20 protein-coding genes are annotated in these 22,546 nt (G+C 72.0%); 5 read left to right on the forward strand and 15 right to left on the reverse strand.

Annotated features, from left to right (window positions below; translation table 11 throughout):
- Positions 1-5 precede the first annotated feature (5 nt).
- Complete coding sequence (locus BGO45_RS04045; protein ID WP_292691140.1) at positions 6-1,553, forward strand: MFS transporter; 1,548 nt, start codon at positions 6-8, stop codon at positions 1,551-1,553.
- Between the two features lie 10 nt (positions 1,554-1,563).
- Here BGO45_RS04045 and BGO45_RS04050 read toward each other — a convergent pair whose 3' ends face one another.
- A complete protein-coding gene (locus BGO45_RS04050; RefSeq protein WP_292691142.1) occupies positions 1,564-2,055 on the reverse strand; it encodes a MarR family transcriptional regulator in 492 nt (163 codons plus the stop codon).
- 30 nt (positions 2,056-2,085) lie between these two features.
- Here BGO45_RS04050 and BGO45_RS04055 point away from each other — a divergent pair, with 30 nt between their 5' ends.
- Entirely contained in the window at positions 2,086-2,994 is a 909-nt protein-coding gene (locus tag BGO45_RS04055; protein WP_292691144.1) for an EamA family transporter, read from the forward strand.
- A gap of 16 nt (positions 2,995-3,010) precedes the next feature.
- Here BGO45_RS04055 and BGO45_RS04060 read toward each other — a convergent pair whose 3' ends face one another.
- From BGO45_RS04060 to BGO45_RS04100, 9 genes are all read right to left on the reverse strand, one after another.
- A complete protein-coding gene (locus BGO45_RS04060; protein ID WP_292691146.1) occupies positions 3,011-3,832 on the reverse strand; it encodes a hypothetical protein in 822 nt (273 codons plus the stop codon).
- Positions 3,829-4,494: a response regulator transcription factor gene (locus tag BGO45_RS04065; RefSeq protein WP_076493936.1), complete on the reverse strand. Its 666-nt coding sequence runs from the start codon at positions 4,492-4,494 to the stop codon at positions 3,829-3,831. Before BGO45_RS04065 ends, BGO45_RS04060 begins: the two co-directional genes overlap by 4 nt.
- Positions 4,482-5,789, reverse strand: coding sequence for a histidine kinase (locus BGO45_RS04070; RefSeq protein ID WP_292691149.1), 1,308 nt, complete (start codon positions 5,787-5,789; stop codon positions 4,482-4,484). Before BGO45_RS04070 ends, BGO45_RS04065 begins: the two co-directional genes overlap by 13 nt.
- 79 nt (positions 5,790-5,868) lie before the next feature.
- Positions 5,869-6,975, reverse strand: a complete 1,107-nt coding sequence (locus BGO45_RS04075) for a substrate-binding domain-containing protein (protein ID WP_292691151.1) — start codon at positions 6,973-6,975, stop codon at positions 5,869-5,871.
- A gap of 73 nt (positions 6,976-7,048) precedes the next feature.
- On the reverse strand, positions 7,049-8,311 hold the full coding sequence (gene mmsB, locus BGO45_RS04080) for a multiple monosaccharide ABC transporter permease (protein ID WP_254845595.1): 1,263 nt from the start codon (positions 8,309-8,311) through the stop codon (positions 7,049-7,051).
- A complete protein-coding gene (mmsA, locus tag BGO45_RS04085; RefSeq protein WP_292692855.1) occupies positions 8,298-9,824 on the reverse strand; it encodes a multiple monosaccharide ABC transporter ATP-binding protein in 1,527 nt (508 codons plus the stop codon). The genes mmsB and mmsA overlap by 14 nt, the downstream gene beginning before the upstream one ends.
- 140 nt (positions 9,825-9,964) lie before the next feature.
- Positions 9,965-11,068 (reverse strand): multiple monosaccharide ABC transporter substrate-binding protein, encoded by a 1,104-nt coding sequence (chvE, locus tag BGO45_RS04090; protein WP_292692858.1) that lies wholly within the window; start codon positions 11,066-11,068, stop codon positions 9,965-9,967.
- A 311-nt stretch (positions 11,069-11,379) separates the two neighbouring features.
- On the reverse strand, positions 11,380-12,414 hold the full coding sequence (locus BGO45_RS04095) for a LacI family DNA-binding transcriptional regulator (RefSeq protein WP_292691154.1): 1,035 nt from the start codon (positions 12,412-12,414) through the stop codon (positions 11,380-11,382).
- Positions 12,415-12,648: 234 nt separating this feature from the next.
- Entirely contained in the window at positions 12,649-13,971 is a 1,323-nt protein-coding gene (locus BGO45_RS04100; RefSeq protein WP_292691157.1) for a M20/M25/M40 family metallo-hydrolase, read from the reverse strand.
- Positions 13,972-14,054: 83 nt separating this feature from the next.
- Between BGO45_RS04100 and BGO45_RS04105 the strand changes: the two genes are divergently transcribed.
- Both BGO45_RS04105 and BGO45_RS04110 read left to right on the forward strand, forming a co-directional pair.
- Positions 14,055-15,038: a Gfo/Idh/MocA family oxidoreductase gene (locus BGO45_RS04105; RefSeq protein ID WP_292691159.1), complete on the forward strand. Its 984-nt coding sequence runs from the start codon at positions 14,055-14,057 to the stop codon at positions 15,036-15,038.
- 234 nt (positions 15,039-15,272) lie between these two features.
- Positions 15,273-16,136, forward strand: a complete 864-nt coding sequence (locus tag BGO45_RS04110) for an NYN domain-containing protein (RefSeq protein ID WP_076493950.1) — start codon at positions 15,273-15,275, stop codon at positions 16,134-16,136.
- Between the two features lie 29 nt (positions 16,137-16,165).
- Here BGO45_RS04110 and BGO45_RS04115 read toward each other — a convergent pair whose 3' ends face one another.
- Both BGO45_RS04115 and BGO45_RS04120 read right to left on the reverse strand, forming a co-directional pair.
- Positions 16,166-16,792: a hypothetical protein gene (locus BGO45_RS04115; RefSeq protein ID WP_292691161.1), complete on the reverse strand. Its 627-nt coding sequence runs from the start codon at positions 16,790-16,792 to the stop codon at positions 16,166-16,168.
- A gap of 4 nt (positions 16,793-16,796) precedes the next feature.
- A complete protein-coding gene (locus BGO45_RS04120; RefSeq protein ID WP_292692861.1) occupies positions 16,797-18,377 on the reverse strand; it encodes an ATP-dependent DNA ligase in 1,581 nt (526 codons plus the stop codon).
- Positions 18,378-18,653: 276 nt separating this feature from the next.
- Between BGO45_RS04120 and BGO45_RS04125 the strand changes: the two genes are divergently transcribed.
- Positions 18,654-20,297: an ATP-dependent DNA helicase RecQ gene (locus BGO45_RS04125; protein WP_292691163.1), complete on the forward strand. Its 1,644-nt coding sequence runs from the start codon at positions 18,654-18,656 to the stop codon at positions 20,295-20,297.
- Positions 20,298-20,412: 115 nt separating this feature from the next.
- Here the strand turns inward: BGO45_RS04125 and BGO45_RS04130 are convergent, their stop codons facing one another.
- Genes BGO45_RS04130 through BGO45_RS04140 form a run of 3 tightly spaced genes read right to left on the reverse strand, consistent with a single transcriptional unit; the run spans position 20,413 to position 22,511 of the window.
- Entirely contained in the window at positions 20,413-20,817 is a 405-nt protein-coding gene (locus BGO45_RS04130) for a hypothetical protein (protein ID WP_292691165.1), read from the reverse strand.
- Between the two features lie 39 nt (positions 20,818-20,856).
- The gene (locus BGO45_RS04135; RefSeq protein WP_292691167.1) at positions 20,857-21,633 is read right to left on the reverse strand and encodes an LLM class flavin-dependent oxidoreductase; all 777 of its coding nucleotides are present in this window, start codon (positions 21,631-21,633) and stop codon (positions 20,857-20,859) included.
- Positions 21,630-22,511, reverse strand: coding sequence for an LLM class flavin-dependent oxidoreductase (locus BGO45_RS04140; protein WP_292691169.1), 882 nt, complete (start codon positions 22,509-22,511; stop codon positions 21,630-21,632). The genes BGO45_RS04135 and BGO45_RS04140 overlap by 4 nt, the downstream gene beginning before the upstream one ends.
- Positions 22,512-22,546 lie beyond the last annotated feature (35 nt).

Consider the following 22,546-nt stretch of genomic DNA (forward strand, 5'->3'; position numbering starts at 1 on the left):
CCGCCGTGTCCACCTCCCCCTCGTCCGTCCTCTCCTCTCGCGCCACACGGTGGGGTCTGCCCCTGCTCGGCGTCCTCGCCGCGATCCAGGGGGCGGCCCCCAACGTGGCCGCGACCGCGCTGGTGGGGGCCAGCCGGGGATTGGACATGGTGGCGGGCGATCAAGCGCTGGCGGCCTCGATGCAGACCCTGGCGATCGCGGCATCCGTCATCAGCACGGGTCTGCTGGCCGACCGCATCGGGCGCCGCCGCATGCTGGTGTGGGCGCTGGCCGTCGCGACGGTCGGCCAGCTGGTCGTGGGGCTCGCGCCCGTGCCGGCGGTCTACATCGCCGGGCAGGGCCTGTCGGGGGTGGGCCTGGGCGCCGTCTACGCCGCCGCCTTCGCCTACATCCAGGTGCTCGCCGCTCCCGGTCGTCTTCCCGCCGCGGTGGCGACCTTCGCCGCGGTCTCGGGAGCGTCCTCGGTGGCGATCACCTTCGGCGGCGGCATGCTGGCCGGCGTCGATTGGCGCACGGCCTTCCTCCTCGTGCCCCTCCTCTCGGTCGTGAGCATCGGCGCCGTCCTGGCCGTTCTGCCCGTCGTGCCGCCCAGCGTCTCCGAGCCGCGCGACGTCGTGGGGCAGGTGCTCCTCGTCCTGGGCATGGTCACCTTCCTCTACGGCGTCTCCCAGTTCGCCGCGTCGCTGACCTCGCCCCTCACCTGGGCGCTGACGGCGGCGGGAGTGGCGGTGCTGGCCCTCGCGGCGTGGACGCAGACGCGGGTGCGTCATCCGTTCTTCCCCGTGTCGTTGTTCCGGCGTCCGTCGTTCCTCGCGGCGCTGTGCGCCGGGTTCGTGTTCAACTTCGGCGTCGCGGCATCCTTCCTGCAGTTGACGAACCTCTGGCAGTACGTGCTGGGCCTGGCGCCGGCCGAGGTCGCTCTGTGGCAGCTGCCGATCACGGTCACCTCGATCGCGGGCGCCGTCCTGCTCGGGAGACTGATGACGCGGGGAATGAGCACGCGGACGTCGCTGCTGCTGGGCGGGGTGCTCTCCGCCGCGGGGTTCCTGGCGGGCGCTCTCGCGCGCGACGTCGACAGCCCGGTGGCGTTCGTCCCGGCGGGGGTGCTGATCGCCCTCGGCGTGACGGCTTCGGCGCTGCCGTACGGCACGCTCGTCCTGAGCGAGGCGCCCGCGGAGTTCTACGGTCCCGTGACGAGTTCGCGGACGACGTTCGGGCAGCTCTTCTACTCGCTGGGCACCGCACTGTCCACCGTCGTCGTCACCCAGGTCACCATCGGCGGGATCGTCTCGCGTCTGCGTGCGACGGGCATGAGCGAGAGCGATATCACCGCGTCGCTGAACGCCGTGGGGACCTACGCCAAGGACGCGACCCGTCCGTCGGAGGACGTCTTCGCCGTGGCGGTGGCGGCCTACCGCGACGGCTTCGGACTGCTCATGGTCGGGCTGGCCGTGCTGTGCCTCGGCGTGGGCGTGCTCGGCGCCTGGCTCGTGTCCCGTGCCGGCCGGTCCGCGCCGGCTGCGGCCGCTCCCGCCCCCGAGGTGCCGGTGTGAGCCGCGCGGGTCAGACCCCGAGCGCTCCACCCCACGCGCGGAGCAGGGCTTCCAGCTCGGCGCGCTGAGCGGGGCCGAGACCGGCGAGGAGTCGTCGCTCGTTGCGCACGTGCGCGGCGAACGCCTCGTCGATGACTCGGACGCCCGCGGGCGTGAGGGCGACGATGCGTCCGCGGCCGTCGTCGTCGTCACCCCGGCGGATGACGAGCCCGGATGCCACGAGCCTGTCGACGCGCTTGGTCACGGCACCGGTGGTGACCATGGTGGTGCGGGCGAGCTCGCCGGCCGCGCACGCGTACGGCTCGCCCCGGCGGCGGAGGGCGGCGAGCAGGTCGAACTCGCCCTCGCCGAGCCCGTGATCGCGGTAGACGCGGAGGAGTTCCTCGCGCAGCCGGTCGGCGACGCGGTGCAGGCGCCCGATGACCTGCAGGGGCGAGACGTCGAGGTCGGGGCGCTCGTCGCGCCACTGCTCGACGATGCGGTCCACGCGGTCGTCGTTCACACCCCCACTTTACCTTCCTCGGAAGCTAATATGTCTTCCATGGAAACTAGATGGCGTGCCGTCGCGATCACCGCGATCGCCCCCCTCGCGTGGGGGGCGACGTACGTCGTCACGCGACACCTGCTCCCCGCCGACTCACCGCTCTGGGGGGCGGCGCTGCGCGCACTCCCGGCCGGAGTCCTGCTGTGGCTCCTCGCCCGCCGGAGGCCGCGCGGGGCCTGGTGGTGGAAGGCGCCCCTGCTCGGCGCGCTCAACTTCGGCGGCTTCTTCGTCCTCGTCTACGTCGCGGCGCAACTCCTGCCGTCGTCGGTGGCCGCGTCCATCATGGCGCTGGCCCCGCTGGCCCTCGCCGGTCTCGCGTGGCCGCTCCTGCGGCAGCGCCCGACGACGCGGTGGGCGATCGGGTCCGTCCTCGGCATCGCCGGAGTGCTGCTCATCGTCGGGCTCGGGGCCGAAGGCGTCTCGACCGCCGGGGTCGCGGCATCCGCGATCGCCCTCCTGTCGTCGTCGCTCGGGGCGATCCTGACGACCCGCTGGCGGGACGACACCCCTCTCCTCGCGACGACGTCGTGGCAGCTCACCGCCGGGGGGATCGCGCTGATCGTCGTCGCCGCTCTCGTCGAGGGCGCGCCGCCGACAGTGGATGCCACGGGTGTCATCGCCTACGCCGCGATCGCGGTCGTGGCCACGGCTCTCGCCTTCGTGTGCTGGTTCACCGGACTCCGGCTCCTGCCCGCGGGGACGGTCGGGCTCATCGGCCTGCTCAACCCGGTGACCGGAGTCCTGCTCGGCATCGCGGTCGGCGGCGAGTCGCTCGGCGTCGGCCAGGTCGCCGGCATCGTCGCGGTGCTCGCCGCCATCGCCGTCTCCCGTCCCCGACACACGCGCGTGAGGGGTCGATCTCCGTCACCCGCGAGCCATCCAGGCGACGGAGAGTGACCCCTCACGCATCCGCTCACGTCGTGCGCAGCGTCACCGACCCGAGAGTCGCCTGCACCTCGACGCGGGGCGTCGCGGTGGGTGAGGTCTGGAGGCTGCTGTCGATCGACCCCGGCCCCTCGCTGGACAGGCGGTAGGTCGCATCCGGGAGCCCGATGTCGGCCGAGCCCGCGGTCACATCGACGCGGGTGCGCGCTGGCGCCCCACCCGTCAGATCGGCGGTGAGATCACCTCCGGTGACCTCGAACGTCGCCGCATCGACACCGTCGACATCGGCCGTGACCGACCCGCCCGCCACTGAGAGGCTCAGCGCGCTCGCCGCCCCCGAGACCGTCGCACTCCCGCCCGAGACCGTCACGTCGACATCGCCGTAGTCTCCGCTGAGATCGATCGATCCCCCGGCGACCTCGACGTGGAGTCCCAGGTCCTGCCGCCCCAGCTCGCGCGGAAGAGTTAGCGTCGCCTGCGACCCCGAGCCCCAGTCCGCGAACGACCGACGCGGAGACGACACGTGCAGGGTGTCGCCCCGGCGTTCGAGCGTCCACGCCCCCACGCCTCCGCCGTCGAGTTCCGCCTCCGACACGTCGTCGTAGACGATGCGCAAGGCGCCGCCCGCGACGTCCACGTCGAGGTCGCGGATCCCCGCGACATCGTTCTGCTGGACCGGTGCGCCGAGCGACATCGCGCTGAGGTCCCGGACGGCCGTGAAGCCGGTGCTGAGGAGCGTGCCGACGATCACGCAACCGCCCACGACGATCGTGCCGATCGAGACCGCGAGGGCCCCCTTCGCGCGGCGCGACGGGGTGGGCTTCGGATCGACGGGAGTGTGGACGCTCATGAGGATGCTCCGGTGGTGTCATGGCCCAGGTGGACCAGGGCGGCGATGACGCGACGGTTCCCCGTCTCGTCCTGCTCGAGGCCGAGCTTGGTGAAGATCGCGGTGATGTACTTCTCGACGCTGGCGGGCGAGACGAACAGAGCCTGGGCGATCGCCTGGTTCGATCGCCCCTCGGCGATCAGGGCGAGCACGGCGCGCTCCCGCTCGGTGAGGGCCTGCAACCGGTCGTCGCGTCGACGCCGAGCCAGTAGCTGGCCGACGACCTCGGGATCGAGGACCGTGGCGCCCCCGGCGATGCGGGCGACCGCGTCGAGGAAGTCGCGGACGTCGGCGACCCGGTCCTTCAGGAGATAGCCGAGCGAGCCCTGGCCGTCGGCGATGAGGTCACTGGCGTACTCCTCCTCCACGTACTGGGAGAGGACGAGCACGGCGAGCCCGGGATGCCGCGACCGCAGGCCGATCGCCGCGCGGATGCCCTCGTCCGTCCACGTCGGCGGCAGCCGTACATCCAGCACGCACAGCTCGGGCGTGGTCTCGACGACCGCGGCCTCGAGACCCGACGCGTCGGGCAGGGCGGCGACGACCTCGTGGCCGTCGTCGGCGAGGAGGCGCACGAGCCCCTCGCGCAGCAGGACGGAGTCCTCGCAGATCAGGATGCGCACGGGACCGTCACCTCCACCGAGGTCGGCCCGCCCTGCGGGCTGTCGATACGGGCCGTTCCCCCGGCCGCGGTGACGCGGTTCACGATGCCGTCGAGGCCCCCGCCGGGCACCACGCGCGCACCGCCCAGGCCGTCGTCCTCGACGCGGGCCCACAGCGACCCGTCGTCACGGACGCGCACGTCCACCCGGCAGTTCGCGGCCCGCGAGTGCTTCGCGGCGTTGGTCAGCGCCTCCGCGATCGAGAAGTACACCGCGGCCTCGGCGGGACGACTGCAGCGACGCGGCAGACGCACATCGAGGGTCACCGGGATGTGGGAGCGGGACGCGAGCGCCGAGAGGGCGGCATCCAGTCCTCGATCCTCCAGGACGGACGCGTGGATGCCGCGCGCCAGCTGCCGCAGTTCGGTGATCGCCGACTTCGTCGAGGCGTGCGCCTCGGCCACGAGCGCCTTGGCGGCCTCGGGGTCGTCGTCGATCTTGGTCTGGGCCAGGCCCAACGTCATCCCGATGGAGACGAGTCTCGGCTGCACGCCGTCATGGAGATCCCGTTCGATGCGGGTGCGCTCGACCTCGGCGGCCCGGACGGCGCCGGCGCGGCGGGTGTCGGACGTGCGTGCCTGCTCCTCCAGCAGCGCCTCCCGCGACGGCACGAGGATCGCTCGGGCGAGCACGCCGTGCAACAGGCCCAGCCCGATGACGGCCCCCGTGGCGACGAGCGCGACGAGACCGCCGACGAGCGGGGCCCCCACGCCCTCGAGCCGGAACAGGCCGAACAGCGCGGCATGCGCCCAGCCGAAGAGCGGGCTGATCACCAGCGCGAGCCCCCACGCGACGGCTCCGACGAGCAGCAGCGTGACCAGTCCGAGCACCGTCGCCACGGTGAACGACGCGACCGCCCGCCACTGGCGGAGGTCGATCGCCTGCAGCCAGATCGTGTGCAGCACGCCGACGAACCCGGACTTGGGGCTCCGTCGCGGGCGCAACGCCGGCAGATCGAAGCCGTACAGACCGTCGAGGCGGGCCTGCTCGAACCAGGCCACCCCGAACAGCGCGTACACCAGTCCGGCGAGGAGGACCGCACCGATGAGGACCGCGAAGAGCAGCCCGACGCCCGCACCGAGCAGACCGAAGAGCCCGCCGAAGACCCCCGGACCGATGGCGCCGAGCGCGGCGAGCTGGGCGACGGCGCCGGCGACCTGGCCGGGCGACGAGATGCGCACCGACCTCCGCGGGACCGCGCCCGGGGGTGCGGGCAGCGTCGGTGGCGAAGGAGGAAGGACGGATGCCGTGGTCATGGGTTCCACGGTAGGACGCCGCTCCATCCGGGTCAGCCGGGGCACCCCCACTCCTCGTTCGGGTTATCCCGAAAGCCGGTCAGCCGGAGAGGTCCTCGGCGCGCAGCCACCCGCTGTCGAGGAACACGGACTGCACGGCAGCGCGTTCGACGACGGTCGCGGGCGGGGCGGTGCTCGGCGTGGGCTCCTCGCCGTCCGCCGCGGCGACGACGGCGTCGGCGATCGGTCCCGCCCCCGCGCGCGTGTCGACGAAGACGGTCGCGACGAGGATCCCGTCGCGCAGCGCTCGGACCGTGACCGCGTCACCGCCCGAGCCGACCACGACGAGCGGCGGGGCCGGCACCACCCCCGGATCCGGGGATGCCGACGGACTCGGCGACGGCGTGGCATCCGGATCGGGAGTGGTCAGGGCCGTCACGACGCCGCGGGTCACGGCGTCCCCCAGCGCGAGCACCGCGACGGGCGATCCGCCGTCGGTCGCCCCCGTCAGCGCGCGCACCCGCTCCTCGGCTCCGGCCTCGACCTCCCCCGGGATGTCGGCCACCGCCGCGGTCTCGAGGTCGGCACCGGCGACGACCCGCAGGGTACCGGCGGCGACCGCGGGGGCCAGCGCCTCCACGGCGGCGGCGTGGGCCGCGGCGACATCGGGATCGTCGGCGACGCCGGCGACGATGGCGACGGTCGCCGGGTCGTCGCCGGTCGTCGATGCGCGGTCGCGGGCGAGCGCGTCCTGCAGCGCCGCCGCCTGCGCGCGCCCGTCCGCCGCGGGGTCGGACACCGCGACGACCCCACCGCCCTCGCGGGAACGGCCCGCCGTGATCAACGCCGTCCCGGCGGCATCCGCCGCCTCCCGCGCCGCCTGGAGCGCGTCGATCGACAGCGGCACGAGGACGACCGCGTCCTCGCCCTTCGTCAGCATGTTCTGCACCTGCGACACCTGCGTCCGCTCGTCGTCGGCCGCGTACTGCAGATCGACGCGATATCCCCGCCCCCGCAGCTCGTCGCGGAGCGCCGCGCCCAGCCGCTCGACGGCGAGGTCGTCGGTCGTCGGCAGCGCGATGCCCACGACCCCCTCGCCGTCGTTCGTCCCGGACTCGATCCGCGTGGCCGAGGCGCAGCCCGCCAGGACGAGCGCGGCCACCGCGAGCACCGTGAGAGCACGACGGAGAGGACGGCGGGGGGTCACCCGTTCCATCCTGCCCCAGACACGACGGACGCCCCGCCGCACGAGGCGACGGGGCGTCCGAGGATCGGGTGTTTCACCCGCGGGTGCGGTTCTTGTTCCACACGTCGAAGGCCACGGCCAGCAGAAGCACGAGCCCCTTGATGAACTGCTGCACGTCGGTCGAGATGCCCATGAGCGACATGCCGTTGTTGAGCACACCCATGACCAGACCACCGGCGATCGCACCGACCACCCGGCCGACACCGCCCTGGACGGCCGCGCCACCGATGAACGAGGCGGCGATGGCATCCAGTTCGAACAGGTTTCCGGCACCCGGACCGGCGGAGTTCAGGCGACCCGTGAAGACGATGCCCGCGAGGGCCGCGAGCACGCCCATGTTCACAAAGAGCAGGAAGTCGACGCGGCGGGTGTTGATGCCCGACAGCTTCGCGGCCGTGCGGTTTCCGCCGATCGCGTAGATGTGGCGACCGAAGACGCTCCGGCTCATGACCGTGGAGTATCCGATGATGAGGATCGCCAGGACGACGAGCACGATGGGCGTGCCGCGCGAGCCGGGGGCGACACCCAGGAGGTAGGTCAGGTAGGCGATGAGCGCGCCGCCGCCGATGACCTTGACCAGGAACGCCGCCATCGGCTCGTTCTGCAGCTCCAGCGCCGCACGCTTGGCCCGCTGACGCACCTGCGAGAAGACGAACAGGACGAGGGTCAGCGCGCCCAGGGCGACCGTGATCCACTCCGCGGGCGACGTGGCCGCCGGGAACAGCTCAGGGAAGAGGTAGCCGCCGCCGAGCTGGCGGTACTCCGTGGGGAACGGCGTGATCTGCGTGTTGCCGAGCGTCATCTGGGTGAGACCGCGGAACAGCAGCATGCCCGCCAACGTCACGATGAACGCCGGGATCCCGACGTACGCCACCCAGAAGCCCTGCCACATGCCGACCACCGCGCCGAGCACGAGCGAGAGCAGGATGCCGAGCCACCAGGGCAGGCCCCACTGGACGATCAGGACGCCCGAGACCGCACCCACGAAGGCGGCGACCGAACCGACGGACAGGTCGATGTGCCCGGCGATGATGATCATCACCATGCCGATCGCGAGGATCAGGATGTAGCTGTTCTGGACGATGATGTTCGACACGTTGCCCGCGGTGAGCAGACGTCCACCGGTGAGGGCCTGGAACAGCAGCACGATCACGATCAGCGCGATGAAGATGCCGATCTCGCGCAGACGCGAGGTGAAGAACTGCACGATGCCGCCGGCTCCCCCGGCGCCGCCGCCGACGGGGCCCTTCGGCGTCGCCGGACCGGTCTCGGTCGCGGTGTTGTTAAGCGCTGACATGGTCGGCTTCCTTCTCCTTCGTCATGAGCACCATGAGGGCCTCGGGTGTGGCCTCTTCGATGGGCAGCTGGCCGGTGATGTGGCCTTCGCTGAGGGTGTAGATGCGGTCGCAGATGCCGAGCAGCTCGGGAAGCTCCGACGAGATCACGAGCACCCCCTTGCCCTGCGCCGCGAGGGAATTGATGATCGTGTAGATCTCGTACTTCGCACCGACGTCGATGCCGCGGGTCGGCTCATCGAGGATGAGCACCTCCGGATCGGAGTAGAGCCACTGCGACAGCACGACCTTCTGCTGGTTGCCGCCGGAGAGCTTCCCGACCACCACGTCGACCGTCGGGGCCTTGATGTTCATCGACTTGCGGTACCGGTTGGCCACGAGGTACTCCTCGTCGCCGTCGACCCAGCCGTTCTTGGCGAGCTTGCGCATGCCCGCGAGGGAGATGTTGCGCTTGATCGTGTCGATGAGGTTGAGGCCGGCACCCTTGCGATCCTCGGTGACGTAGGCGAGACCGCTGCGGATCGCCGCCGGCACCGTCGAGGTGTCGGCCTTCTGCCCGCGGATGTAGACGGTGCCCGAGATGCGTGAGCCGAAGCTCTTGCCGAACACGCTCATCGCCAACTCGGTGCGTCCGGCGCCCATGAGCCCGGCGATGCCGACGACCTCGCCCGCGCGAACCGTGAGGTTCGCGTCGTGGATGACGACGCGGTTGGCATCCGTCGGGTGATGAACGGTCCAGTCCTCGATGCGGAGGACCTCGTCGCCGATCTCGACGTCACGGTCGGGATAGCGGTTCTCGAGTTCGCGTCCCACCATGCCGCGGATGATGCGGTCCTCGCTCGTCCCGCCGGTGGCGACGTCGAGCGTCTCGATCGTGCGACCGTCGCGGATGATCGTGACCTCGTCGGCGATCGCACGGATCTCGTTGAGCTTGTGGCTGATGATGATGGACGTGATCCCCTGCCCCTTGAGGTGCCGGATCAGGTCGAGGAGGTGCTCGGAGTCGTCGTCGTTGAGGGCGGCGGTGGGCTCGTCGAGGATGAGGAGCTTCACGTCCTTCGACAGCGCCTTCGCGATCTCGACGAGCTGCTGCTTGCCGACGCCGATCTCGTTCACGGGCACGTCGGGGCTGTCCCCGAGGCCGACGCGGGCGAGCAGCTTGGCGGCTTCCTTGTTCGTGGCATCCCAGTCGATGAGGCCGCGATGGGTGATCTCGTTGCCGAGGAAGATGTTCTCGGCGATCGAGAGGTAGGGGCTGAGAGCCAGCTCCTGGTGGATGATGACGATGCCGGCCGCTTCGCTGTCGCGGATGTCCTTGAACTCCACGGTCTTGCCGTCGAAGACGATCTCGCCGCGGTAGTCGCCCGCGGGGTAGACACCGCTGAGCACCTTCATGAGGGTGGACTTCCCCGCGCCGTTCTCGCCGCAGATGGCGTGCACGGTTCCGCGCTCGACGGTCAGTGACACGTCCGCCAGGGCGATGACGCCGGGGAATTCCTTGGTGATCGAGCGCATCTCGAGGATGGTGCTCACGAGGTCCTCCTTGCAGGACCGGCTTGTGCGCCGGTGGGGATGTGGGAACAGGGGCCTCCGCCGCGACCGGTGCGCGGTCGCGGCGGAGGCGGGGCGGGAGGGCCGGAGCCCTCCCGCGGGGATCACTTCAGGTCGTCGGCGGTGTAGTAGCCGCTGTCGACGAGGACCTTCTCGTAGTTGTCCTTCGTGACGATCGTCGACTCGAGCAGGTACGAGGGAACGACCTTCTCGCCGTTGTCGTAGGTGTCGGTGTCGTTGACCTGGGGCTCGGTGCCCTTGCGGATGTCGTCGACCATGGTCACGGCCTGCTTGGCGAGCTCGCGCGTGTCCTTGAAGATCGTCGAGTACTGCTCGCCGGCGATGATCGACTTGATCGAGCCGACCTCGGCGTCCTGACCGGTGATGACCGGCAGGGCGTCGGCCGAGTAGCCGCCCGAGGTCAGGGCCGAGATGATGCCGATCGACAGACCGTCGTAGGGCGAGAGCACACCCTGCAGCTTGGTGCCGCCGATGACGGTGAGGATGTTCTCCATGCGCTTCTGCGCCGTCTCGGGCAGCCAGCGGAGGATGGCCGCCTGGCCGAACTCGGTCTGGCCGGAGGGGACGACGAGCGTGCCCTTGTCGAGGTACGGCTGCAGGGTGTCGATGGCACCCTTCCAGAAGAACGTGGCGTTGTTGTCGTCCGGGCTGCCGGCGAACAGCTCGATGTTGAAGGGGCCGGCGGCGCCGGTGTCCTTGCCCGACGCGTCGAGGACGCCGAGGCCGGTGAGCAGCGACGTGGCCTGCTGGACGCCGACCTTGTAGTTGTCGAAGGTCGTGTAGTAGTCGACGTTCTTCGTGCCGTTGATGAGGCGGTCGTACGCGATGACCGGGATCTTCGCGTCGGCGGCCTGCTGCAGCACGTCGGTGAGGGTGGTGCCGTCGATCGAGGCGATGATCAGGGCCTTGGCGCCCGAGGTGATCATGTTCTCGATCTGCGAGACCTGGGTGGGGATGTCGTCGTTGGCGTACTGCAGGTCGACCTGGTAGCCGAGCTCCTCGAGCTGCGACTTGACGTTGTTGCCGTCGGCGATCCACCGCTCCGACTGCTGCGTCGGCATCGCGACGCCGATGATGCCACCGGCCTCCGCGGCGTCGCCGCCGCCGCTGCCGGTGCGGTCGCCCGCGCAGCCCGCGAGACCGATGCCGAGCGCCAGAACGCCCGCTCCCGCGACCGCCTTGAGCATGCTGTGCTTCTTCACTCTGGTTCCCTTCGTTGGGTTGGATGTCACGGTCTCTCCGCACGGAGCCCACCGCTTCAGCGCGGACGGCACGCCGACACGCGTCCGACAGGGCGAAACGAGGCCGGTCGGCGGCGCGGGCTACGCGTCGTTCGAAACGTCTTCGTCTCGACGGAGTCGCTCCGCAGCGAGTCCCGTCGGCGTGGTGTGGCGGTGATGTGACCGTTCACATTGTGTGTGCGATGCTACCCCGCACATCGCTCCCGCTGTCAAGTGCCTGTGCGTTCGGCGACCAGCCGTTGCCAAACCGTGACGTCTCAGCGGCCGGGTGGCGCGGTCGACGAGCGCACGATCAGCCTCAGGTGATCGGGCTCGGGCATCGCCTGCCCGTCGTGCGAAACACCCAGATCAGTGAGCAGATCCCAGACCGCGCGCTGTCCTATGCCGGCGAAGTCCTGGCGCACGGTCGTCAGCGGGGGCCACAGGTGCGCCGCCTCCGGGACGTCGTCGAATCCGACGACCGACACGTCCTCCGGGACCGATCTGCCGATCGCTCGGACCGCGTGCATGAACCCCAGCGCCATGTGGTCGTTCCCGGCGAACACCGCCGTGGCATCCTCGGTCCTCAGCAGCTCGAGGCCCGCCTCGTAGCCGAACTGCGCCGTCCAGTCCCCCAGCACCGGCGGGCGCGGGGCGAGGTCCTGCGCGTCCATCTCGGCCAGGTAGCCCCGCATGCGATGGTCGGCCTCGATCCAGTCCCGGGGTCCGGCGATGTGCAGGATCCGGGTGTGCCCGAGCTCGACGAGATGCCGCACGGCTGCCCGAGCGCCGGAGATCTGGTCGTTGAAGGTCGCCGTCGGCGTGGACGGACCGGTGGACGACACGATGCGCACCGGCACCGGAAGCTGCATCTCGTCGAGGATCGGGACGACACGCGTCTGGGGTGCGACGGCGATGAGTCCCTCGATCGACTGCTGCATGAGGTGGTCGATCGAGGCGCGGACGTCGTCGGGCGCACTCGCGCCGAGGTTGGTGACGGTCAGACGGTAGCCCGCCCGACGCGCCGCGGACTCCACCGCCAGCACCATCGCGGAGGTGCCGTGGGTCGTGGCGCGCGGCCCCAGCACACCGATGAGGCGGGTCCGACTCGTCGCGAGCGCGCGCGCCGCCTGATTGGGCACGAACTTCAGTTCGGCGATCGCCTCGCGGACGCGCGCCGCCGTCTCCGGACGCAGTTGCGGGCTGTTGTTGATCACGCGCGAAACGGTCTGATACGAGACCCCGGCGAGCCGTGCCACGTCGCGGATGCTCGGCGCCCTGGCCGCGGCATCCGGGATGTCGGTCTCGCTCATCGATCTCGCTTCTTTGCGTCGCCGGCCGCGTCGTGACCGGTCACACGAGGATAGCCGACGCGAACGCGGGGTCGTGGTCTCGGGGTCCGTGCCGCGGGCCCTGCCGCGCTCCCCGCCGCGAGACTGCACCGGACCGACATGTCCACTGCAGCGTGCAGTGGGTTTGTCAGCCGCGTGCGGTCTCGCGGAATCGACGCCCGCGACGGACCCGCGCGCAGCACCGAGAACGCCGACTCAGGATGCCAGGAGGGCGCGGTAGAAGCCGATGCCCCGCAGCCACACCTCGACGCGGATCCGCTCGTCGGGCGCGTGCAGCGCGTCGCGCTCGGCCCGCGTCAGATGGAACGGGGTGAAGCGGTACACGTGCTCCGTGAGCCCGGTGTAGAAGCGGCTGTCGCTCGCGCCGAGCTGCAGGTAGGGCAGCGGGATCACCTCGTCGCCGAGCGTCTCGCGCACCGCCGCGGCGAGCCGCCGCCAGGCCGTCCCCTGCCACGGAGACACCGGAGACGGGTCGCTGCCGTGCCGCAGCTCGATGTCGATGCGCGGGTCGGCGACGGCGCGCCGCAGGTGGATCGCGGCATCCGAGATCGTCTCGCCCGTGAGCAGCCGCACGTTCACCGTCGCGCGCGCCGTTGTCGCGAGGACGTTGTCGCCCGCCGAGCCCTCGAGCCGCGTGACGACCGCGGTCGTGCGCACCAGCGCGTTGGTCTCGGGTCCGAGCAGTGCGAACGCCGCGGTCAGCACCGGCGCGGTCAGCGCCGTCCGGCGGAACACCGTGCGCACCGGTTCCGGCGCGTGGGCGGCCGCGCTCGCGAGCATCGCGCGCACCGGCGCGACGAGTCGGCGCGGGAACGGATGCCGACGCACCCGGTCGATCGCGCGCGCCAGGCGGGCCGTGGCGGGGAACGACGGCGGCGTTGACGCATGCCCGCCCGCCTCGCGGGCGATGAGCTCGAAGGTCGCGCTGCCGCGCTCGGCGACGCCGATCATCGCGGTCGGAGCGCCGACGCCCGGCAGCGCGCCCTCGACCACGGCACCACCCTCGTCGAGGACCAGGGCCGGACGGACGCCGCGCTCGGCGAGCAGAGCCGCGATCGCCTGTGCGCCCGTGCCGAGCGTCTCCTCGTCGTGCCCGAAGGCCATCCATACGTCGGCACGCGGCACCACCCCGTCGGCCAGCGCCTGCTCGACCGCCTCGAGGATCGCCACCAGCGCACCCTTGTCGTCGATCGCGCCCCGGGCGTAGAGGGTGGCATCCACCCCCTCCCCCTCGACGACGGCGGCGAACGGGTCGCGCGTCCAGGGCTGACCCTCGGTGTCGACGACGTCCTGGTGTGCCAGGAGCAGCAGCGGGTCGCGGCTCGACGCGCCCGCCCACCGGTACAGCAGCGCGTGGCCCGCCACGGTCTCGCGCTCCAGGTGCCGGTGGACCAGCGGGTAGAGGCGCTCGAGGGCGTCGTGGAACTCGTCGAACCGTGCGGTGTCGGTCTGCGCCGGATCGACGTGCGACACGGTCGGGATGGCCAACAGCTCGCGGAAGCGCTCGACGGGCGTCATGACGCGAGCCTACGCGGACGGCATCCGCCCCTCACGGTCGGCGCGGCGGCGGCCGTCGGTCGGCGGGCCGATACGGTGGTCCCATGACCGGACTGCACTGGGGCATCCTCGCCACCGGCGGCATCGCGCACGCCTTCACCTCCGACCTCCGCACCGCGGGTCTCGACGTCGCAGCCGTCGGTTCCCGATCGATCGAGAGTGCCCGCGCGTTCGCCGCGCAGTACGGCATCCCCCACGCGCACGGATCGTACGAAGACCTCGTCGCCGACCCCGACGTCGACATCGTCTACATCGCGACGCCGCACCCGGCTCACGTCGACAACGCGCTCCTCGCCCTCGATCACGGCAAGCACGTCCTGGTCGAGAAGCCCTTCACCCTCACCGAGGCGGAGGCCGGACGCATCCGCGATCGCGCCGCCGAGAAGGGTCTCCTCGCGATGGAGGCGATGTGGACGCGCTACCTGCCCCACATGGTCCGCATCCGTGAGATCCTCGGCGCCGGGACCCTCGGCGAAGTCCGCGTCGTCTCCGCCGACCACACGCAGAAGATCTCGACCGACCCGCAGCACCGCCTGAACGCCCTCGAGCTCGGCGGCGGCGCCCTGCTCGACCTCGGCATCTACCCGGTCTCGTTCGCGGTGGACGTGCTGGGCCTCCCCGAGCGCATCACCGCCCTCGCGAGGATCTCGGATGCCGGCAGCGACGCCGAGGTCGCCACGGTGTTCGTGCACCCCGGCGGCGCCGTCTCGACCACCGTGTCGTCGTCGCGCGGCGCGGGCGCGAACGTCGCGCAGATCGTCGGTACCGAGGCGCGGATCGAGATCGACGGCGTCTGGTACTCGCCCACCGCCTTCCGCGTCGTCGGCCCCGACGGCACGGTCATCGAGGAGTTCGACGGCGCCGTGGACGGGCGCGGTATGCAGTTCCAGGCGCTGGCCGCCGAACGTCTGGTCGCCGAGGGCGCGACCTCCAGCGACATCCTGCCGATCGACGAGACGGTGGCGATCATGGGCGTGCTCGACGAGGTCCGCCGCCAGATCGGCGTGGTCTACCCCGGCGGACTCTGAGCGGGCTCCCGGGCGGGCCGCCCGGGCCGGTCCGGGCGGGCCGGTCTGCGCCACCGGCGTACCGCCCCGCGGATCGCGGCCACGACACGCCGCCGGCCGGCCCCTCCACGCGGCGTGTCGCCGACGAACTCCGCGCGACGGCACGCCGGCGCCGCCCGCGGTGGCGGTGGCGCAGGCGAACTGCACAGGTCGGCGGGCTACCCGTGGGCACCCACCCCGGGAGAGACTGGAGGCATGCCGGATCCCCAGAACGCCCGTGTCGCCGTCTACCTCGACTTCGACAACATCGTCATGTCCTGGTACGACCGCGTCCACGGCCGCAACGCCTACTCGCGCGACCGGCAGAAGATCGCGGAGAACCCGATGGAGCCCGAGATCGCCGAGCGGTTGACGAAGGCGACGATCGACGTCGGGGCGATCATCGACTACGCCGCGTCGTTCGGCACGCTGGTGCTGACCCGGGCGTACGCCGACTGGTCGGCGCCCGTGAACGCCGAGTACCGCTCTCAGCTCGTGGCGCGGGCCGTCGACCTGGTGCAGCTGTTTCCCGCAGCGGCATACGCCAAGAACGGTGCGGACATCCGACTTGCCGTGGATGCCGTCGAAGACATGTTCCGACTCCCCGATCTGTCGCACGTCGTCATCGTCGCCGGAGACAGCGACTACGTCCCGCTCGCTCAGCGGTGCAAGCGGCTCGGTCGCTACGTCGTCGGCGTCGGGGTCGCGGGGTCGACGGCGAAGTCGCTCGCGTCGGCCTGCGACCGGTTCGACAACTACGACGCCCTGCCCGGCATCCCGAAGCTCGCCGACACCAAGAAGGATGCCGCCCCCTCGCGGCCCCGCGCGCGCAAGCGCTCTCAGGACCCCGCCGTCAACCTCCTCGAGCGCGCGATGCAGCTCGAGGGCGAACGCGCCGACGGCGAGTGGCTGCACGCGTCGGCGGTCAAAGACCTCATGAAGCGTCTCGACCCGTCGTTCAGCGAGAAGGCGCTCGGGTTCCGCAGCTTCTCCGATTTCCTCAAGGCCCAGACCGATCACGTCGAGGTCGACGAGGAATCGAACATCGTGCAGGTGCGCGCGGTCGCCCGCGCCGCGTAGGCGCACGGCCGCCCGTCGGGCGATTCGTGTCAGCGGCGCTGCGCGCCCGGCGCCACGTGCGCCAGGACGCTGGCCCACACCGATGACAGGGTGACGTGGCCGTTGAGCGTGTCGAGGTCTTCGGCGTCGATCACCTCCACGCGGGCCGACGGGATGCGTCGTGAGTACCACTCGGCGTCGTGGGTCCCCGCGGGTCCGGCACCGCCGACCACCACGAGCGTGTCGGCCACGACGTCGTCGAGCAGCGGCGTGTGGAGGTCGCGGCTCAGCGGATCGGTCGGACTCTCCACGCCCACGATCGCGAGCCGGTCGACCACCGGCCCCATCGCCGCGGCGAGATGCAGCGCGATCTGACCGGCCGAGCGTTCGCCCACGAGGCCCACGGTGGCCCCCGGGATCTCCCGCTCGAGCAGCCCGCGCAGGGCCTCGAGCGTGAGCCCGGCGGGCGTCTGCCCGCCGAACGCGGGCGGATCGTCGAGCTCGGGGGCGTCCAGCCCGACGGCCACGATCCGCACGTCGAACCCCGACGTCACGCGCACGTCGGGGTCGATCGTGGACACGTCACCGGTGCGCAGCACGACCACCGCACGCGGCGCGCCGGGTGTTCCGAAACTGCGGTACTCGAGTTCACCGTCCCACCACGGCACACGGCTCATCGGGTCACCTTTCCTCTCGTGTCGCGCCCGCGTCCGTGGGCCCGGCGTCGGCATCGACCCCGGCCCCGGGCAGGAGTCCGCGGAGCGTGTCGATCGTGTCGGCCTCCGCCGCCGGCTTGTCGGGCCGGTACGTCTTCACGCGGGCGAAGCGCAGGGCGACTCCCCCGGGGTACCGGGACGAGCGCTGCACGCCGTCGATCGCGATCTCCACGACCGTGTCGGGCGTCACCCGGATGCCGCCGGGCACCGCGCCGATCTCGCGGTCGGCGAAGTGCGCGGTCTGCCAGGCCAGCACCTCGTCGGTGAGTCCCTTGAACGTCTTGCCGACCATGACGAAGCCCCCGGGATCGCCGAAGGCACCGCGGGGGTCGAGGGCGCCGAGGTGGAGGTTCGAGAGCCACCCCGACCGGCGCCCCGACCCGCGCTCGACGCCGAGCACGACGAGGTCGAACGTGTGGACGGGCTTGACCTTCAGCCAGCTCTTGCCCCGCCGGCCCGCCGCGTAGGGCGCGTCGAGTCCCTTGACCATGACGCCTTCGTGGCCGGCGCGCAGCGCCGCGCGCGAGAATTCCTCGGCTTCGGCGGCGACGTCGGTGACGATCGACGGGATCCGCAGGTCGGGGGCGACGCGGGCGAGCACGGCCCGCCGTTCCGACAGCGGCTCGTCGATCAGGTCGCGACCGTCGACGTGCAGGAGATCGAAGAACCACGGCCGGAGCGCGATCTCGCGGGCGGTCTCGGCGCCGAAGCGCGCCATCGTGTCCTGGAACGGGCGCGGTGCGCCGTCGTCGTCGAGCGAGAGCGTCTCACCGTCGAGGATCACGTCGCTCACCGGCAGACCCCGCACGATCTCGACGATCTCGGGGACCCGGTGTGTGACGTCGGCCAGAGTGCGGGTGAACACCCGCACCTCGTCGCCGTGACGGTGCACCTGGACACGGGCGCCGTCGAGCTTGTACTCGACCGACGCGCGTCCCGCGACGCCGAGCGCCTCGCCCACCGACGTCGCGGTGGAGGCGAGCATCGGCTGGACGCCGCGCCCCACGACGAGCCCGACGGATGCCAGCTCCTCCGCCGATGCGGTGAGCGCCAGTGCCGCCGTTTCTCCGAGGTCGCCCGACAGCATCGCGGCGCGGCGCACGAGGGTGCCGTCGCGGTCGGCGGCGCGGGCGACCGCGTCGAGGAGGACGCCCTCGAGCGCCCCCGTGCGCAACTCCCCCGTCATCACCCGCACCAGCAGATCCCATTCGTCGGCCGTCGCCCGCCGCGCCAGGTCGTCGAGGAGCGCGGTGCGCACGGCGCCGGACCCGCTGCCGGAGATCTCGACGAGGCGCGAGAACGCCGCGTCGACGTCGCCGACGGTGAGCGTCGCGGCCTCGGAATGATCGCCGCCCCGCGCGGTGAGCGTCCGCCAACCGACACCGAGGCGGCCCTGACGGGGCGCGGCCGTCAGCAGCCCGATCGCCGGCACGATCTCGTCGGGCGCCAGCCGGCCGAGCAGGTCGGCGAGGGCGTCGACCTTGGCGAGGCGCGAGCGGGTGGCGGCCACGGTCGCCAGCGCGACCTGCAGTTCACCGAAGAGCATGTCGGCATCCTGGCATCCCCCTCCGACATCGCCGGTCGGCTTGCGCGCGGGGTTCCCAGGTGCCATCACCGATAAACGCGATCCACCACGAGACACGCCATCGCGCACCGTGTCTCGCCGCGGATCCCGTTTATCGCAGCCCATACGGCCGCGACCAGCCACGGACACGGCCCCGACGGCGCCTCCCCGCGGATCACACCCCGCACCGCCGTGCAACCCCCGTCGCGCCGACGGAGCGGTGGCGTGTGCTGGTGTCCTCCCCAGGAACGAGGTCCCATGAACGCTCCCGCCACCGCCGAACAGTCCGCCCGCACCGCCCGCGAGGCCTTCGGATGGGACGCGCTGTTGCCGGGCCAGGCCGAGGCGATCGACGCCGTGGTCGGCGGGCGCGACACCCTCGTCGTGTTCCCCACGGGCGCGGGCAAATCGGCGGTGTACCAGATCGCGGGGTGCGAGCTGGGCGGGGTGACCGTCGTGATCTCGCCGCTGCTGGCGCTGCAGCGCGATCAGATCGCCTCGATCGACGCCGCTCCCGAGGCGCCGGCCGCCGTCGCACTCAACTCGCGCACGGGAGCGAAAGCGCGTTCCGCGGCCTGGGGCGCGATCGAGAGCGGCGACCCCGTGTACGCCTTCCTTGCGCCCGAACAGCTGGCCAATCCGGAGGTCTTCGAGCGGCTGAAGAAGGCCGACATCCGCCTCGTGGTCGTCGACGAGGCGCACTGCGTGTCGGCGTGGGGCTTCGACTTCCGCCCCGAGTATGCGCGGATCGGCGACACCGTCGACGCACTCGGGCACCCTCCTGTGCTCGCGTTGACGGCCACGGCATCCGGTCCCGTACGTGACGACATCGTCGCGAGCCTCGGCATGCGCGATCCTCACCTCGAGGTCCGCGGCATGGACCGCCCCGAGATCCACATGTCGGTCCGCCGCCACGAGCACGACGCGGACAAGCGTCGCGCCGTCGTGGCGGATGTTCGGGATGCCGACGGCCCGACGCTGCTCTACGTGGCGACACGCAAAGCGACCGAGGCGTACGCCGCGGAACTCTCCGATCTCGGGCGCCGGGCCGCGCCGTACCACGGCGGAATGGCGCAGAAGCGCCGCGACGAGGTGCACACGGCCTGGAGCGCCGGGGAGATCGACGTCGTTGTCGCCACATCGGCCTTCGGGATGGGCGTCGACAAGGCGGACGTGCGGTGGGTCATCCACGCCGACGTCACGGAGTCGCTCGACTCGTACGCCCAGGAGATCGGCCGCGCCGCGCGCGACGGGCAGCCCGCGCGTGCGGTCCTGCACTACCGGGCGGAGGACTTCTCGTTGCGGTCGTTCTTCGCCGGCGGACACAGCCGCCGGGCGGACATCGCCGGTGTCTGGGACGCGCTCGGGCGCTGGGACGCACCGATGCGCGCGAAGGACCTCGCCGAGGAGAGCGGGCGCTCGGCCCGGGCGATCGGCCGCGTGCTGACGCAGCTCGTGGCGTGCGGGCTTGCGACAGCCGGGCCCGACGGCATCACGGCGGCGGCGAAGGCCTCCGCCGGCGAGGCGGTCGCCGCGGTGCGCGAACGGGACGAGGCTGAGGAACGCGTCCGCGCGTCCCGCATCGAGATCATGCGCGGCTACGCCGAGACCGTCCACTGCCGACGTCGCGCGCTCCTGGAGTACTTCGGCGTCGAGGCGCCCGAGCACTGCGGCACCTGCGACCGGTGCGACAGCGCGGACGCCCTTCCGCTCGCCGCCGCGGACGCCGAACCCGACGATCTCCGCGTGGACTCGATCGTCGACCACCACGAGTGGGGAACCGGAACCGTCATGGCCGTCGAGGCCGACCGTCTCACCGTGTTCTTCCCCGATCACGGGTACAAAGTGCTGGCCCGCGCCGCGTTCGATCGCGGCATCCTGCAGCTCGGCGACGCCGCGTAGCCCGGGGTCGCGGCGCGGGCCACAGCCACCGTTGAAGGCGCATTTCGCGCTTCGGGGCGCGCTAATCACGCCCCGAAGCGAGCATCACGCCCCGAACCTGGGACGCCGCGCCCCCTCACTCCCGCGTCGACCACCACGCCCAGGCGATGAGCGGCGCCTGCAGGAACAGCCGGACGAAGCGTGCACGGTCGGTGCTCAGCCCCGGGGCGGAGCGGCCGGTCCGCCACTGATGCACGTTGCCGGGGAAGACGGCAACGAAGAACGCCGCGACGGCGGCCCCGACGCGGCGTCGCTCGCGGGGCAGCGCGACCAGACCGACGCCGAGGAGCACCTCGGCGGCCCCGGATGCCACGACGATCGCGTCCTCGTCCGTGTGCAGCAGCCGCGTCGCCCAGTCCGGAACGACGATCCGGTACCCGCGGCGACCCCACGTGAGGTGGCTGATCCCCGCGGCGACGAGGAGCAGGGCCAGCGCCCCGCGCGCGACCGAACGGATGGAGGCACCTCGACGTCGTGGCATCCGGTCAGTCTGCCAGCCGGGGCGAGTGCCGGGGCCGCGTCAGAGCGGTCGCGGACCCGTGCGCCGCACGAAATCGACGTACGCCTCGACGGTGTCCTCCGCGACGATCGCGCGCAGCACGACCTCGTCGACTCCGGCGGTGTACGCCTCGAGCGCGGGGCCGAGGTCGGTGACGTCGCGGATGGTCGTGTCGGCGGCATCCACCCCCATCCGGGCGAAGTTCGCGGCGTAGTTCGGGAACGCGGCGTATCGCGCGGTCTCGGCGTCGAGCCTTGCGCGCGCGGCGTCGGCGATCGCCGTACGCACGTACACCGCGACATGGGTCGCGGGGACGGTCTCGCGCAGAGCCGCGGCCTGCGCGGCTGCCTCGGTCGGCGGGACCCAGTTCAGCAGCACGCCCTCGGCGCGCTCGACGGCGAGGCGCCGCATCCGCGGCCCGAGCGCTCCGACCAGCACCTGCGGAACCCCGGCGTCATGCAGAACGTCGATCGCGTCGCTCACCCGGGCGAGCGCGCCTTCCTTCGCGATGCCGGAGCCGATCCCCAGCGTGAGACGGTCCAGCGGAAGGGCGAGGGATGCCACCTCGGCGGCGATCTCCGCGGCCGGTCGACGGTCCACCGGTACGACGCCCGTCGCCAGGTGCAGCGTGCGCGTCACGCGGGCCGCGGCGGCGAGCGCCGCGAGGGCGTCCCCGTCGGGGGTGTCGTTGATCCAGAGGGTGTCGAATCCTGCAGCCTCCACGGCCGGCGCGATCCGCACGACCGCGTCGGGCCCGAGCGACCCGGCGAGGCCGATCGAGACGACACCGCGACTCACGACACGCCTCCGGCGGCGGGCACCTCGGCGGCGACCTGTCCGACCGCCGAGAAGAACACGTGCAGGTCGACGTCGTCGGTCGGCAGCAGTACGACGTCGTCGACACCCGCGGCCTGGAAACGGGCGACCCCCTCGGCGACCTCGCCGACGGTCCCCGCGAGCGCCCGGTCGGCGGCATCCGGTCGGTCTTCGAGCACCGCGCCGACCCGCTCCGTCGCGCCGGATCCGAAGGCGGTGAGGACGTACGCGACGATGTCGGGGCTCCCCCCGCGTCCGGCCTCGGCCCATCCGGCGCGGACGAGGCGCACGGCCTCGGCGACCTCGTCGACGGTGTGCCGGCTGTCGAGGATGACGCCGTCGGCGACCGCGCCCGCCAATCGGAGCGTCTTGGGTCCTTCGGCCGCGGCGTACACGCGCGGTGCGACGACGGGCGGCCAGTCCAGCGACACGTCGCGCAGCTTCACGTAGCGGCCCTCGGCGCTGACGGTGTCGCCGGCGAGAAGACCGCGCAGGGCGGGGAGCTGCTCCTGCATGAGCGTCAGCGGCGACGCGGCCTTGGCGCCGATCTGTCGCATCCAGTCCTGCACCCCGTGGCCGAAGCCGGGCAGGAGGCGCCCCGGGAACATGCGCTCGATGGTGGCGACCTCCATCGCCGAGGCTGCCACGTTGCGGAGCGGGAACGGGGCGATGCCGACGCCCACGCGGAGGTGATCGGTGGCCGCGAGCGCGGCCGCGGCCGCGGCCCAGGCCGACGACCGGAAGCAGTCCTCCCACAGCCACAGTTCGGGGACGCCCTCGCCCTCGGCGACCCGCGCGGCCTCGCGCAGTTCCTCGGGCGGGTGCGGGTAGGGGCTGAAGATCGTGCCGATGCGACTCATGCCCCTACTCTGCCGTGCCCCTCCGACATCGCGGC

The sequence above is a fragment of the Microbacterium sp. 71-36 genome (genome assembly GCF_001898305.1).
Lineage (GTDB): Bacteria > Actinomycetota > Actinomycetes > Actinomycetales > Microbacteriaceae > Microbacterium.